Origin of the sequence: Marinoscillum sp. MHG1-6 (genome assembly GCF_024714475.1) — a bacterium.
Taxonomy (GTDB): Bacteria; Bacteroidota; Bacteroidia; order Cytophagales; family Cyclobacteriaceae; genus JAMZMI01.
Genome location: NZ_JAMZMI010000002.1, coordinates 325,947 through 341,564, shown reverse-complemented (window position 1 = coordinate 341,564; position 15,618 = coordinate 325,947). Strand labels below are relative to the sequence as shown.

The following is a 15,618-nucleotide window of genomic DNA, read 5'->3' as shown; positions in this document are numbered from 1 at the left end:
TCTTAGGCTGCTTTGATAGCCAATGAGATGTTCAGCTCTTTTACCGTTTGGTAAATGATGTCAATTGCTTTGTCGATCTGGTCTTTAGTGTGAGAAGCCATCAACGAGAACCTGATCAATGTATCTTCCGGAGATACTGCAGGTGCCACTACCGGGTTTACAAAGATTCCTTTCTCCAACAAAGTCATTGTCAACTGATAAGTCTTCGGATTGTCCCTGATATAAAGAGGGATAATAGGAGACTCTGTTGCACCGGTATCAAATCCAAGATCTTTGAATCGAGCGATTGCGTGATCGGTGTTAGCTAACAGGTTTAATCTCAATGAGTCATCTGACTCAATAATATCTAAAGCCGCAAGTGCAGAAGCGGCAGATGCAGGTGTAAGTGCCGCACTGAAGATCAATGAACGACTATGGTGCTTCATGAAATTGATGGTATCGGCATCAGCGCCAATAAAACCACCTAGAGAAGCTAGTGACTTACTGAATGTTCCTCCAATAAGGTCAACTTCTTTATCCAGGCCAAAATGTGATGGGGTACCTGAACCATGATCACCGATTACTCCAATCGCGTGTGCACAGTCCGTCATCACTACGGCGTTATATTTTTTAGCTAATTGTACGATCTCAGGAAGCTTAACAATATCACCTTCCATGCTGAAAATCCCATCTACCACGATTAGCTTCATTTTAGCATCAGCTGAAAGCTTCAGTTTATGCTCCAATGATTCCATATCGTTATGACGATACATCACAGATCTTGCCTGAGACAGACGTGCTCCTTCAATGATAGAGGCATGATTCAATCTATCCAGGAAGATGACATCGTCTTTTCCGGTAATCGTTGGGATCGTACCAATATTTACCTGAAATCCTGTGCTAAAAAGCAGTACAGCCTCTCTCTTGAGGAATTTTGCTAATCTGTGCTCTAACTCGATGTGAAGGTCGGTAGTACCATTAAGGAACCTTGATCCGGCGACGCTACTACCATATTTTTTGATAGCGTTAATGGCCGCTTCTTTGATTTTAGGATGGGTGGTCAGTCCTAAGTAGCTATTTGAACCAAACATCAAGGCTTTCTTGCCTTTAACAATAACCTCCGTTCCTTGTTCGGATTCTATTTCCCTAAAGAAAGGATAGATATCCTTGCTTTGGAAGTATTGCGGTTCTCTATAGCTTGAGAATTTGTCCTTTAATATGCTACTCATGTACTGAAAAGTGATCCAATCTTACCCGGATTTCTATCTTATAAGCTTAAAAACCCAAGCTTGAAATTCTACTAAATCCTTAATTTTTAGAATAGATGCAAATATACATTTTCTTATTGTATTAAGAGAATGTTGCTTTCAGTACGCATCTACTTCCTTTGTAAATTTTCTTTAAATGAAGGAAAATTTTATGAATTTCTAAATGAATATTCGTTTTTCTTAGTTGAGAGGCTAGTTCTTTGACTGTTGAGTGGTCAAAGAAAAACCTTCAATTAATTTGTTAAACGATAAAAACTGTCATCCTTTTTGGACCATGTGCACCCACTACCAACGATTGCTCAATGTCGGCGGTTTTGGAGGGTCCTGCTACGAAAAGACCGAATCCCGGAATCTCGGATATTTTGGAGTAGGCTTCATGCATGTTGCTAACGATACTTTCTTTTTGGATCACAACGAACAGATGAAGGGTGATAAATGGGAGTATTCGCTGGCTCATATTCGATTCAGGGACCCAAATGGCGCCATTTTCGGCAACTCCAACCTTTCCGTTGATAATCATGGCCTCCACCTTATTGAGTGAATCTTTTGATTTGAGGTCCTCCTCGTTCATGGTGCTATCAATCCCCTTAACAGCTGACACCACATATTCATATTCAGAAATTTCCTGTTTGATGCTATCAATCAGGTTCCCTTTGACAGAAGTCACTTTTACATGACTTCCTTCTAATGTTTTGGTAATGGTATCGATTAGATTATCGAATCCTTCAAACTGAGGGATTTCAGGAAGCCTGGCAGGTTGAAGGTCCAGGTCCGAAATTCTCTTTAGGATGTTTTCCTTGCTGCTCATGATCTGTTTTTTTTATACCACTCCTTGAAGCTTTCTTTCGGAGGATTAGGAAGGTCTCTCTGTTTTCCCCAGGCATTAAGTGGATTGTTGATGAGTGATTTAGGGAGAATACTCAAAGACTTTCTGGCGATTTTCCCTAAGGTGAAATACACTTTCGGTGAAGAGAGTACTTTCCTTGCAATATTCATTGAAAATCGCTTAGGCATATCGTCCAGCCCATTTTCGGCAATGACCTGGCGCCATTCGTATAGCTGCTCGTGGATATTGATCTTTACCGGGCAAACATCCGAGCATGATCCGCACAGGGTAGAAGCGAAGGGAAGGGACTTATGCTTTTTCAGGTCAAAACCCGGAGAAAGTATAGACCCAATGGGTCCTGGTACGGTAGCATCATAACTGTAACCACCACTTCTTCGGTAAATAGGGCAGGTGTTCATACAAGCACCACACCGAATGCATTTTAAGCTGTTTCTGAACTTTTCCCTTGCCAGTTGTTTCGTGCGACCATTATCAACCAGGATAATGTGCATCTCCTGATCTGGTCTTGGTTGGTGGAAATGACTCGTATAATTGGTTATAGCCTGTCCGGTAGCGCTTCTGGCCAGCAGGCGCGTGAACACTCCTAAATGCTCAAATTTTGGTATCAGCTTCTCGATCCCCATGCAGGCGATGTGTACCGGAGCAAGGTGGACGCCCATATCGGCATTGCCTTCATTGGTGCAAACCACAAATCCTCCGGTTTCAGCAATTCCAAAGTTGACGCCGGTAATGGCGATATCTGCTTTGAGAAATTTTTCCCTTAGGTGGTTTCTGGCTGCCTCTGTTAAGTATTGTGGATCGCTGTTACCCTTTTCGGTTTGAATGTGCTCATGGAACAACTCCGATACCTCTTCACGTTTCATGTGGATGGCCGGCAACACAATATGACTTGGTGGTTGCTTGGCAAACTGGACAATACGTTCGCCCAGGTCAGTATCCACGACATCGAAGCCATTGCTTTCGAGGTGTTGGTTGAGGTGGCATTCTTCTGTAAGTATAGACTTGCTTTTGACAATACGCTGAGCGTTGTGCTTTTCAATGATCGATTGAACAATGCGGTTATGTTCCTTGCCATCTTCAGCCCAATGTACATGTACGCCATTGGCAAGTGCATTTTTTTCAAATTCCTGGAGATAGTTGCCAATGTTGGAGAGTACATTATCCTTGATTTGAGAGGCGAGTGATCTTAGCTCTTCCCATTCGGGAATTCCCTTAGAGGAAACGTCTCGTTTGCTACGTACCCACCAGAGCGTTTCGTTGTGCCAGTCTGTCTTGGGTTCGTTTTTGAGGAATTCTTCAGTCAGTTTGGCGTGGCTCATAGGGTCGTTCCGTTAAGAATTTCTGCAACATGTTTTACTTTGATCGGGAGGCCGTCACGGTTAATGATACCCTCCATATGCATGAGGCAGCTCATGTCATTTCCTGCGATCACCTGTGCCTCGTGCTTCACATGATCTTTAATACGGTCCTTTCCCATCTTCACAGACAGGGCTTCTTCTAACACTGCGAAAGTGCCTCCGAATCCACAGCATTCTGTGGGCTGATCAAGATCAACTAACTGGATGTTCTCTACCTTCGACAGCAACTCGGCAGTTTTGTTGAACGGGGGGATGTTTCTTTCCGTTGAACTTCCTAGTTTCAGGCCTCTCAGTCCATGACAGGAAGCATGCAGACCTACCTTATAAGGGAATGTTGTCTTCAGTGTGTCAACCTTTAGGACATCATGAAGAAACTCCACAAGTTCGTAGGTCTTTGATCTGATCTGCTGGGCTTCTTTTTCATTTGAATCAGAATGCAAATGATCTTTCACGTGAAGAGAACAGCTTCCGGAAGGGCATACAATGTAGTCATACCCGGAAAAATTCTTAATAAACAGGTCGTCTATTTCCTTGTTTTGGTGAGCGTAGCCTGAATTGGCAGTAGGCTGACCGCAACAAGTCTGATTCATAGGGTATTCTACCTCGCAGCCTAGCTTTTCCAGTAACTCAAGTGTGGCAATGCCCACCTGAGGATAAAACTGGTCCACATAGCATGGGATGAAAAGGGCAACTTTGGTCATTCGTCCTTTTATTTTAAAAATTTATTGGTCAGTTCGGTAATCTCATCCTGACCGATGGCTACAAGATTACCAATCATTTTACTCTCGATTAACGATTGCGCACTAAATTCAGCAACTTCCAGTCTATCGAAGGTTTCCAGCATGGTCTTACCTGTCACCACAACACTATCATTTTTAATAATGACAATAGGGGTTTCCTTAGAGAGTAGCTTTGGAATGGTCAGGTTGCCGTTGAGATGATCCCCGAATTCAATAAATGGGATGTCCTTCAGAAGAATGTAGCTTTCCGGAATAGTTCGGGTTTCGAACATCTGATGAGAGATACCAAACGCCATTACTCCTGGAGGCTGGGTATTAATGATACAATTGATATCTGGGTTATTTTTATAGATTTCCTGATGCAATTGAACCGCGCGGCTTGGAAGTTTCCCTTTTTCACGCGTGCCATTCTTAATCTGAACGATGTCAGTATGTCCAATGAACCGTCTGTTTAGACTCGTTGGTGTAATGAGGAAGTCATCCCCACGCCAGCGCATTGAGACAGTTCCGTGGCTACTGATCATCAGGTTTTGTTCACAGGCTCTTTTTACGTAAGTATAGATTTCGTTGCGGATCAGTTTTTCATCCGTGGTGTAAATGGTTTCTTCGGCTTCCGGAAGTTCAATGTGCTGGTCCTCGAAGGTTTTGATCTGCGCATCTTCAAGTATCTTATGTCCGCCGAGTTTTTGAGAATTAATAATAGAGCGAGCACAGAACTCTAATGTTTCGAACCGCTGAAAGGCTTTGAATAGATTGCTACCGCCCACAACCGTTCCATGGTTTTCCATGATCACGGAGTTGTAGTTCTCCTTGAAAATATTTGCAATACTTTGTCCCAGCTCATCACTACCGGGGAGTTTGTAGGGAGCATAGCCAACAGGGCCACAGAAGATCCTTGTTTGAGGAATGACCTTGGTATCTGGAATCTGGCGAACAATACTAAATGAAACCAGGGCAGGAGGGTGGGCATGAATAACCGCTCTTATGTCAGGGCGGAATTCGTAAATGGCTTTGTGAAACGGAAATTCAGAAGAAGGACGGTGAATGCCCTCGACTGAACCATCTGCTCTCACACAGACAATATCTTTAGGCGTCAGAATACCTTTATCATATCCCGCAGGAGTGATCCAGATGTTGCCATCTTCATCCTTGATAGAAATATTTCCACCGGAAGTGGTGGTCATGCCATTTTTATAGATCAAATCCATGATCAGGGCAATGCGGTTTTTCGGATGAAGCAGCTCTAAGTTCATAATATTGGGGAGTGTTTTTTGATCTTATAGTTTTCCTTCATGAAGTTTTCGGGAAGCGTTCGGTAATTCACCAACAATGCTGCCCCCAGTGCTGTTCCAAGCGCGAAGGAAGTTGAATAAATTTCGTAATCCGGTAGCTTGTTTGCCAGCAGTTGTACAAACACTTCGCTGGAACTGAATCCACCGTCAATAAATATCTTTTTGATCTCACTTTTTCCTATAGCTAACTTGAGAGAGGCTACCTGCAGGTCGGTGAGTTCATCCATTAAATGGAAATAGGCATCCTGGTAATCATCAAAGATCCCGAGGTCTTGCTGATCGTTATTTATAAAGCCAAACCTTTCAGGGCCAAGAATGCTATGATCGAAAAGCAACTGCTCTTTGGATGTTTTTTTACCAAGTGAGAAGTCCTGCCATTTGATCCCTTTATAGGTTTGATAATCAATTTGGAAATAGTCGCTCAGGAGCTTTGCCTGATTGCTGAGATGTTTTCCCAAAAACAGACGGGAGGCTTTTACTGAGGTGCCTTTTATGCCTATGAAATTGAGGCAATCCTGATGCAATTCTTCGATGGTAAGCTCAGCCTCATTGAAGAAGTTCATGCAGATACTCCAGGTACCTGTTGAAACCAATACAAAGGGATCGTTATTAGTGTTGATATAAGGGACAAGGGCCGAGGAACTGTCATGAACACCGACTCCGACCTTTACCTGGTGACCGTTAATATTGACTCTGGATATGGTGCTGCTCTCGACCTGTTCGGGTAGAAGGTGACCTACTTCCTCTCTCTCAAGCCAATGATGGTACTTGTTATTATGAAAGTCCCACATGGCTGTATGGCAACCAATACTTGTATAGTCGGCCACTTTTTTACCTGTAAACAAGTAGCTGAGGTATTGAGGGAAGTGCAATGAAGCAGCAACCTTTTTGAATGTTTCAGGCTTTTGCTTTTTTAGGTAGTAAAACTGAAAGCCTGAATTAAGCAATCCCATGATCGGGCTGGAAGTGTCAGACGCGAATTGATCCTGTGGACCGTAAGACTTAAAAAAGCAGTCTAGCACACTTTGATCAATAGGTTTTAGATAGTTGTAAAAAGGTAGAACTTGGTTACCATCACTATCCAGATGTACCAGAGATGCTCCGTAAGTAGAAAAATTCAGTGTTTTGAGATCGTAGCGTTCGTCCTTCGTGAGTCTGTCTACACAATCTTTCATCCATTCGACCAGCTTCGGTAAATTTTCGGAGAGGAATCCGTCATCATCCGGTATTTCGTCAAATCGAATGTACTCGTGAGATATTTCCGTTAGGTTCTCATCGAATAGAAAGAACTTCTTATTGGTTTTACCTATATCAAAAACCGCGTTAACTGCTTGTTTCATTCCGTGTTATCAATCAGACTGATTTAATCAGCCCGTTTTTGGATGGAATGTGAAGCCAACCGAAGTTGACTTCACCTAATTTTATAATCCGGTTGAGACGGTTACTTCACCTCTTTCCTGTATCAATCTTTTTCTGACATTCACGTGGCGATAGGCACCAATTGGATCAAGTGCTCCTCCGTTTTGAGCTCGTGATTCTGCTACGATGGATCGCACATCTGTTCTAAATGCATCTTGTAAGATCGACTGAGCTGCGGCCACATCACAATTTTCCTGTGCTTCTTTTAATGCAGCTCGATCAATGGTGAGTGCCTGAGCATAGGCTATTTTGATGGCATCAACAGACTGAAGAAGGTCTTCCAATGGATCCTTAAGATTGTGACTTGCGTCAATCATCCATGAGAGCTCAGGGTTTTTGGTGTTTTTCATACCGTCAACCAACTCATTGAAGATCAGGAACAGTTGATAAGGTTTCAAGCTACCAACCGTCAAATCATCATCACCGTATTTGCTGTCATTGAAGTGGAAACCACCAAGCTTGTTTTGCATCATTAAGATGGCGACGATCTGCTCGATGTTTGTATTTGGCAAGTGATGTCCAAGATCTACAAGACTCAATGCTTTCTCTCCAAGGCTACTTGCGAGTAAGTGGGAAGTCCCCCAATCAGGGATCACCATTGAGTAGAAGTTTGGCTCATAAGGTTTGTACTCCACCAGCATGGTCCAGTCATCCGGTAGATGGCTGTATATCTGAGCAAGTGAGTCCTGAGTACGCATCAACGCTTCTCTGAAATTGTGCTGACCCGGGAAAGTCGATCCATCTGCCAACCAAACCGTTAGAGATTTAGATCCAAGCTCAACCCCGTAATCAATTACTTCTTTGTTATGAGCGATGGCCTGATTACGTACCGCCTTATCAACGTGGCAAAGAGAACCAAATTTGTAGGAGTGTTCGGCATCTGGCTGATCCTGAAAAGTATTAGAGTTTACTGCATCAAACTTTAGGTTGTATTGCGCAGCTAAAGCCTTGATCGCATTGGCATTATCAGGAATGTCCCATGGAATATGCAAACTGATAGCACCACTGGAAGCATTGAGTTGATGAAGAAGACCTACATCAGCAATTTTTTCTTCGAGTGATCTTGGTTCTCCACCACCTGGGAATCTTCCGAATCGCGTTCCCCCTGTACCTAATGCCCAACTTGGGATGGCTACCTGGAAATTGTTCAGGGATTTTATAATTTCTTCCACCAGGATACCTTTATCGGCTAGCTGGTGTGCAATATGAGTGAAAGCCCGTTTATGAGTTACATTATGAGCAATGTTATGTTCTTGAATCTCTTCTGATGTTATCATGGCTACGCATTAAAAGGGGTAAAAAATAAGCCCCCCAGGCATAAAGGGAGACTTATTAGTGAAATAAAAATAAAGATTATCTAACGAAAGCGGCAGCAACACCACCGTCAACGTTGAGTATGTTTCCAGTACTCTTAGATAAAGTTCCATCTACAAATGCCAGCGCTGCTTTAGCCATGTCCTCACCTTCAAGGATAGCATTCAATAAAGTTCTCTTAGCATAATATGCTGGAAGTTCATCAACTGTGATACCATAAGCCTTAGCTCGACCTGCGGCCCATCCGCCGGCCCAGATATTACTTCCTTTGATTACGGCATCCGGATTAACCGTGTTTACTCTGATTTTGTCACCACCAAGCTCAGCCGCCAACAATCTTGTCATGTGTGCCTGAGCTGCTTTGGCAGATCCGTAACCTAAGTTGTTAGGACCTGAAACGATGGAGTTTTTAGAAACGATGTTTACAATGTCACCACCAAGATCACCACCGCCAAGGTTTTGGGCTCTGATGATTTCTACACCTGCCTGAGAAGCAGCAAAGGTTCCTTTTACTAAAATATCATGTAGTAAATCCCAATCTTTCTCAGTAGTCGCTTCAAGAGATTTTGAAGTAGCGATACCAGCATTATTAACGATGATATCTACGCCTCCAAACTCAAGGCATGCTTTCTTAAAAGCAGCTTTGATTGAGTCCATTGAAGTCACATCCATAACGGCCCATGCCGCTGTATCTCGAGCGAAGGTTTTATGAGCTGCTTTCACTCTTTCTTCATCGATATCTGTGACGATTACACAAGCACCATTTTGAACGAACTTCTTAGCGATTTCCAAACCGATACCACCACCAGAACCAGAGATCAAAGCCACTTTCCTGGATAATGACTGTTCTTTTGGCATTCTCTGAAGCTTAGCCTCTTCTAGCAACCAGTACTCGATATCGAAAGCCTCCTGAAGGGGCAATGCTACGTACTCAGATACCGCTTCGGCACCCTTCATTACGTTGATAGCATTCAGGTAGAATTCGTTCGCTACCCTTGCTGTCTGTTTATTTTTAGCGAAAGAGAACATACCTACTCCAGGCCAGATGATCACAACCGGATTGTTGTCTCTGATGGCTGGAGAGTTGTCTCTCTTGCAGTCGTTGTAATATTTATTGTAGTACTCCCGGTACTCTTCCCACTGTCCTTTGATAGTTTCAACGATAGCAGCAGCATCAGACAGATCAGCACCTTTATCAAGGTCTAATACTAAAGGACAAATTTTAGTTCTTAAGAAGTGGTCAGGGCAGCTTGTTCCTAGTTTAGCAAGTCTTTCAACATCGTTGCTGTTGGCAAACTCAAGAATTCTTGCATCATCGCTAAAGTGGCCAACCATTCTCTGATTTGATGAACACAGACCTCTAAGGATAGGTGCGATAGTTGAAGCCTGAGCTGCTCTCAATTCAGGAGCCAAAGACTCAACTTTCTGACCTCCGAAAACAGGGCCTTTTTTACCATAGTTAGCCTCTAAGTAAGCTGATGCCTTCTCGATAGTTTCAAGAGAGTTGATATAACATTCATATGAAGTCTCACCCCAGGTAAATAGACCGTGACCGCCCAGGTATAATCCTTTCAGGTTTGGATTCTTTGTGATTGCTTCTTCCAACTGAAGTGAAAGATCGAATCCAGGCTTTTGCCATGGAATCCAGGCAAAATCCTCACCGTAAATTTCTTTCATGATTTGCTCACCTTCTTTAGAGGCAGCAATAGCAATAGCCGCATCCGGGTGAAGGTGATCGATATGCTTATATGGGAGTAAAGCATGAAGAGGAGTGTCAATTGAAGGGGCCTTAGAGTTAAGGTCATAAATGCAGTGATTAAACAATTCAACCATTTCATCCTCGTGTTCGATACCTCGGTAAACATTCTTAAGAGCTCTTAATTTGTCAACATACAAACCGGCACATCCACCTTTGGTTAAAGTCCCAATGTCTCCACCAGATCCTTTAACATACATAATTTCGGTTTCCTCCTTAGTCAGTGGATCAGGAAGATTTAACTTTACGCTAGTGTTACCACCTCCATAGTTGGTGATTCTCAAGTCAGCACCAAGGATATTGGATCTGTAAATGAACAATGCAATTTCGTCTCCTGCCAGTTCCGCTGCCTTCGCCTCGTCCCATAGGTAATCGACGTATTTAAATGTTGTTACTTGCGACATTTCTTATAATAGTTATTGAGATTAGTTTCAATTTAGTTTTGCTAAATTGAGATGATTGGTGATGATTACCATCCTGTACTATACCGAAGCATTTTGAATAGATTTGCGTAGATAAGTATCCAAAACAGCATCAGACCACAAGTATGGAAGGATCTATTTCCCTCGAAATCAGCGACGAATCCAGCACTCCCAAGTACAAGCAGATTGTTTTCAGCGTAATTAATAAGATCGAAACGGGACATATTAAATATGGACAAAAACTGCCATCTATTAATAAGTTGAGCTTTGATTATTACCTGGCGAGGGATACCGTTGAAAAGGCGTATAACGAGCTAAAAGATCGGGGAGTAATAGAGTCGGTAAAAGGAAAGGGTTATTATGTGCGAAATTCCACCCCGACATCGAAAGTGAACGTGCTGATTCTATTTAATAAACTCAGCGCCTATAAGAAGGAGATATTTAATGCCATATCAAGGGAGTTAGAGGGGAAGGCTAATATTGACTTCTTTGTCTATCACTATGACTATGAGACTTTTGAGCGCATTTTGACCGAGCATTTGAAAGGTTATTCTTACTATGTGATTATGCCTCATTTTACGGATTTTGAGCCTTTCGATCTGAATAAATTGCTCAAGATGATCCCAAAAGAAAAGATCATCCTACTTGATAATCAGATTGAGGGTGTTGACCACTATGGTAGCATCATCTATCAGGATTTCAAGCTGGATATCTATGATGCTATGGTGGAGGCCTCTGAGTTTCTAAATAAATATGACAAGCTGGTAATGGTTTTCCCTGAGAATGGGGACTATCCTTATCCTAAAGAAATTGTTGTAGGGTTTAGGCGTTACTGCGGCTTTAATAACAAGAAGCATGAGATTCTCAATGAGCTTAATGAGCATCATGAAATAAAGGCTAATTCAGCTTATATACTTATTGAGGAATCTGATCTGGTGGCTTTAATTAAGCTTCAGAGAAGTTCAGGGCTTAGTCTGGGCAAGGATATTGGTATCTTATCATATAATGATACCTTACTGAAGGAGGTGCTGGCAGAAGGGATCTCAGTGATTACGACAGATTTCGTTAAAATGGGGTCTTTAGCGGCCAAATGTATCACCTCAAATGAGGCCGTCGAATGTAAAAATGACTTTCGGTTTATTCAGCGAAACTCGCTTTAATCCTGATTGATCAGGAAGCTCACAAACGCATTTGAATAGAGATTCATCTTGTCGTTTTTCTTCTCATAATACATGTTGAATCTGTAGCTGAATTTTGAATCGATGCCCCATAGCCATCTTCCCGTTTGCCTGGCATAATGGAGTCCAAGGGTCAGTTCAAGTTCATGTCGAAGGACTTTTGAGAAGTCATTGGGTTTGACGCGAGCGATATAGTAGTCCTCATCAAATCGAATCCTCTGTAGAGAAAATCCAGCTTTTTCATTTGAGCTATATCGGGTCAATTCGAAGTAATCAGATACCGATCCTGGACCAATCCCGGCTCCCAACAACTGACCATCATTAGTATAGCCATGAAGATTCATTCCATGAGTATAAAAAGCAGGGGTGGGCCTGTAATTATATGAATCGTAGCGGGGCAGATAGGTATGTTCAAATGCCATATATAAGTCCTTCCCTGATTTCGTGAAAAAAACCTTAGCAAGCCCAAGCGTATAGGCACGACTGTGCTCAATTTCTAATAAGGTTTGTCTGAAAGAGCCTCCAAAATCATTTCTGGCAAACTCGAAATATAACCTCAGGTCCTCAGCCGGCAATTTCCATTCAATGAACACTGAAGCAAGCTGGTCAAAAGCATCGTTCGCAAGGGATAGGGTGTCACCTAGCAAATTGGTTTTGTTCTCATCATTTCTAAAAAGAGCATACAGGTTTCGCGACTCAAAATACTCTGTGTTTTTGTACATGACCCTGTTCAAGCCAATGGTCAATCCATCTATATATGGCACTTCGTAACCCAAAGACAGCCCGGTAATGAATCGCTGATCATTGGATTTGATAGAATCGTAATAGTCTGATTCTTTGAGCAACCCATAAAACACATTTGCTTCCAGTTTTCCGAGCTCAATATTCTTGAGTTTTAGATTGATTTTTTGAGGCGTTCCGATCATCAAATGGGGAAATCCGGGAGCCGAGTTGCTCATCATGATGCCATTATAAGCAGCAGGCCCTAAGGTGAAATTTTGAGTTGAAGCGGCTATTCTAAAGTGATCATTTCCAAAGGAGATTTCACTTTGACCCGGATGGGCGTAGATAAAGCCTGAATTTCCATAGCGCTGGACAAAGTCAAATTTAGGGGAGAGCCCGAATTGATAATTGTAGGGGTTTTGATTTGGGTTAACACTTGCTAAAGGATAGGAAGCATTTTGTGATGCAAATATGACCGGATAGATTGTCGCGCTGAAAAGTCCTTTTTTATACTGAAAACCGGCGTGTAATTCTTGAGTGAGTCCTTTTCCTTTCCACACAGGGCCATCATTGTAGCTTCTCGCATAGCTGGTGTTTAATGATGTTTGGGATAGAGGAGCAATCAATGAAAAGCCTTCTGACTCATACCTTATAGAAGGTTGTATAGTGAGATAGGGAAGTGAATCCTTTTTTAGTTCTTCAAGTCGTTTGGTATGCTCAAAGTGACTGCCGGGAACAAACACTTGTGCCTGAGAATAAAATCCGATTAGCAAAAAGGATATAAGAAGACTTATTTTATTTCTCATATAGATATAAGGAGATCAGTAATTAATCTTAACCGGCACAAAGAAAGAAACTAAATAGGAAAGCACTGCGATTGGAATCGTAAGGATTCTAATGGGTTGAAAACGCTGTTTCGGATTCATCAGTCTCATCAACACCTCATCAAAGAATTGCCATGAGCCAGGAATGTGGATGATCGAAGGTTTAGTTCCGGTCACCCTATTCCTAAAAACCTCCGATTTAGAGTCATATTGAATATCAATGAGGCAGTTTTGATAGAGATTTAATCCCAGAAGCTTAACCAAAAATCGCTCGATCTTATAGCAATTAAATGCATGGAGTCTGGATAGGTGGGGCAACCTGATGAGTCTCATTCTGCCACCGGCGACTTCCATTAATGAATGTTGATAGTCGAGCTTCAATTTGAGCTCGGAACTGTTTTTAATAGATTGGTCGACAAAGAACTTCCCGTATAGATACTGGTCTGATCGCACTGGGATGAACGAGTCCATGTCTGTGGGATCAAGATGATTGTTCCTCATGATCTCATCGAGCATCTTTTTAATGGCACCAACGGTACCGATAAAAGTTCCGGAATTAAGAAACCGATAAAGGGTGGGGGATGCAGGGTAGTTTTTAAGGTAGAATCCTTTCAGTTTGGGATTTCTAAAATAGAAATTGGCTTCGGCAGCAAAGACAATATCGCATTCAAAGGCAGTAAATGTGTCCAATATTTCCTGTGCCTGTGCATTGATATAAATATCAAAGGCATCCACAACTAAAATCACGAGTTCATCAGGATGATCGCTGATGTGGTCATTGAGGAGCTTGATTTTTTGGGCATTTACTTTCCAGGGCCCTTCCGGAGAAATGATATCCAGGGATAGACCATTCTTGTCGCAGCTTTGAACCAGTTTATTGGTTTTGGGTAAGGGCTTATCGGTGAATGTAAGTACGCTTAGCTCTTGCATGATCAGATGAGGTGCAAAGATGCCTTTCTTTTTGGAATAAGTGACTTACTGGATTTATGGCTAAGGGGTATTTACCAAATAGGGTTTATGAAAAGGACCAATCCATCAAAGGAAAAAGCAAAATCTTGAAGTTGTATTCAGGGAAGTTGTGTTGCCGGTAGGCCTAGTCCGGGATGCGTAGTCCGGGACACGCAGTCTGGATTCGAACTGGGGTGGCTAATTCAAGGATTTAGGGAGTAAATTCAGAAAGTCTGGGATGTTGTCGCTGGCTAATGTCTCCTATGTAAAAGAGAATAGTCTGGATTACCTGGCGTTGATCCAGATTACCGGAAAATTCCGAAAGTAAAACTCATTCGCTTCGCTCATGCATTTTTTATTTTCATCTGTTCACATGAAAATAAAAAACTCGTAAGTCTACTTACGGGTACTACTTTCTTCTCGGGGTGACCGGGACGCGTAGTCTGGATTTGCACTCTTTCTCTAAGTAATAGATTTATAAATTGATTTTAAAACTGTTCACCGGATTGTACACTTCCAAACTAATATTTATTGCCTTAAATGAATTTATCATTTGACCTCCAAAATAGTAACATCATGAATTTATTCTTGTAATTAAGGTGTCCTAGTATTGTGCAAATCATAAAATTATAGTTCTGTTAATATCCATGCTATTTGAATAAAATGAAGTTATCAATAATTAGAAGTATTCTATATACCAATGTTTTAATCTTAGCATTGTATTCATGTACAAGAAAAAATGAAAAATCTTTTTCATCACCAAATTATCCAGATGACTTGATGAAAATATTCGATGTTCATGGTGGCTATGATCAGTGGAAGACCATGAATAGCCTGTATTTTGAGGTGAGGAGTGAGAAACATGTTATTTCGCTAGCGGACAGAAAAGTTAGGCTCTCAAATGGGGAGCATATTATCGGGTTTGATGGAGAACAGGTTTGGGTAAGCCCGGACACAGCTGATGTTCCGAATGCTCAGTATTACTATAATCTATATTTTTATTTCTTTGCTATGCCTTTTGTTTTTGGTGATCCGGGGATCTACTACGAGGAGCTTGAAACCAAAACAATATTGGGTAAACAGTACAACGCAATTAAAGTCTCATATGATGCCGGGGTTGGCGATTCTCCCAAGGATAATTATATCATTTTTTACGAACCCGATACCTACCAGATGAAATGGCTGATGTACACTTTCACATTCAAAACTCAACAAACCAGCGACCGGTTTAAGTTGATACAGTATGATCAATGGCAAACGGTTAATTCACTTGTCTTACCCAAAGTCATTCGCTGGTTCGAGTATTCAGACGGAAAAGTCGGAAACCAGCGTTCTGAGGTGCAATTTGAACAGGTCAGAATAGAGCCAGATATGATTGATTCGCTTTTCTTCGAGAAGCCAAAGAGTGCCAAACTGAATTCTTGATCGAGCAACCAGGCGAAGCTATTTTGTAACTCATCCGAGGATGGTTTGGAGATCTTTTGTGCCGTACATATTCGAATGACTTATCATTTGTCCCTAAATGGGTATCACTCGTAACTTATCACGGT

At 41.9% G+C, this 15,618-nt stretch carries 12 protein-coding genes; 2 read left to right on the top strand and 10 right to left on the bottom strand.

Annotation, left to right across the window (positions count from 1 at the left end; translation table 11 throughout):
* Nucleotides 1–2: 2 nt before the first annotated feature.
* The 8 genes from NXR94_RS05125 to NXR94_RS05090 all read right to left on the bottom strand — a co-directional run bounded on the left by NXR94_RS05125 (nt 3) and on the right by NXR94_RS05090 (nt 10,377).
* Entirely contained in the window at nt 3–1,208 is a 1,206-nt protein-coding gene (locus tag NXR94_RS05125; protein ID WP_258103510.1) for a pyridoxal phosphate-dependent aminotransferase family protein, read from the bottom strand.
* A 280-nt stretch (nt 1,209–1,488) separates the two neighbouring features.
* A complete protein-coding gene (locus tag NXR94_RS05120; RefSeq protein WP_258103509.1) occupies nt 1,489–2,055 on the bottom strand; it encodes an LUD domain-containing protein in 567 nt (188 codons plus the stop codon).
* Nucleotides 2,052–3,413, bottom strand: a complete 1,362-nt coding sequence (locus NXR94_RS05115; protein WP_258103508.1) for a lactate utilization protein B — start codon at nt 3,411–3,413, stop codon at nt 2,052–2,054. Before NXR94_RS05115 ends, NXR94_RS05120 begins: the two co-directional genes overlap by 4 nt.
* Nucleotides 3,410–4,153 (bottom strand): (Fe-S)-binding protein, encoded by a 744-nt coding sequence (locus NXR94_RS05110; protein ID WP_258103506.1) that lies wholly within the window; start codon nt 4,151–4,153, stop codon nt 3,410–3,412. The genes NXR94_RS05115 and NXR94_RS05110 overlap by 4 nt, the downstream gene beginning before the upstream one ends.
* An 8-nt stretch (nt 4,154–4,161) precedes the next feature.
* On the bottom strand, nt 4,162–5,445 hold the full coding sequence (locus NXR94_RS05105) for a class II aldolase/adducin family protein (protein ID WP_258103504.1): 1,284 nt from the start codon (nt 5,443–5,445) through the stop codon (nt 4,162–4,164).
* A complete protein-coding gene (locus tag NXR94_RS05100; protein ID WP_258103503.1) occupies nt 5,442–6,824 on the bottom strand; it encodes an FGGY family carbohydrate kinase in 1,383 nt (460 codons plus the stop codon). The genes NXR94_RS05105 and NXR94_RS05100 overlap by 4 nt, the downstream gene beginning before the upstream one ends.
* Before the next feature lie 81 nt (nt 6,825–6,905).
* A complete protein-coding gene (locus NXR94_RS05095) occupies nt 6,906–8,180 on the bottom strand; it encodes a TIM barrel protein (RefSeq protein ID WP_258103502.1) in 1,275 nt (424 codons plus the stop codon).
* Nucleotides 8,181–8,256: 76 nt separating this feature from the next.
* On the bottom strand, nt 8,257–10,377 hold the full coding sequence (locus NXR94_RS05090; protein WP_258103501.1) for a bifunctional aldolase/short-chain dehydrogenase: 2,121 nt from the start codon (nt 10,375–10,377) through the stop codon (nt 8,257–8,259).
* Nucleotides 10,378–10,520: 143 nt separating this feature from the next.
* On the opposite strand from NXR94_RS05090, the gene NXR94_RS05085 reads away from it, so the two are divergent.
* On the top strand, nt 10,521–11,555 hold the full coding sequence (locus tag NXR94_RS05085; RefSeq protein ID WP_258103500.1) for a GntR family transcriptional regulator: 1,035 nt from the start codon (nt 10,521–10,523) through the stop codon (nt 11,553–11,555).
* Here the strand turns inward: NXR94_RS05085 and NXR94_RS05080 are convergent.
* Nucleotides 11,552–13,102: a capsule assembly Wzi family protein gene (locus NXR94_RS05080; RefSeq protein WP_258103499.1), complete on the bottom strand. Its 1,551-nt coding sequence runs from the start codon at nt 13,100–13,102 to the stop codon at nt 11,552–11,554. The two genes, NXR94_RS05085 and NXR94_RS05080, sit on opposite strands and share 4 nt — an antisense overlap.
* Before the next feature lie 15 nt (nt 13,103–13,117).
* The gene (locus NXR94_RS05075) at nt 13,118–14,050 is read right to left on the bottom strand and encodes a glycosyltransferase domain-containing protein (RefSeq protein WP_258103498.1); all 933 of its coding nucleotides are present in this window, start codon (nt 14,048–14,050) and stop codon (nt 13,118–13,120) included.
* A 798-nt stretch (nt 14,051–14,848) separates the two neighbouring features.
* Between NXR94_RS05075 and NXR94_RS05070 the strand changes: the two genes are divergently transcribed.
* Entirely contained in the window at nt 14,849–15,493 is a 645-nt protein-coding gene (locus NXR94_RS05070) for a DUF6503 family protein (protein WP_258103497.1), read from the top strand.
* Nucleotides 15,494–15,618: the final 125 nt, after the last annotated feature.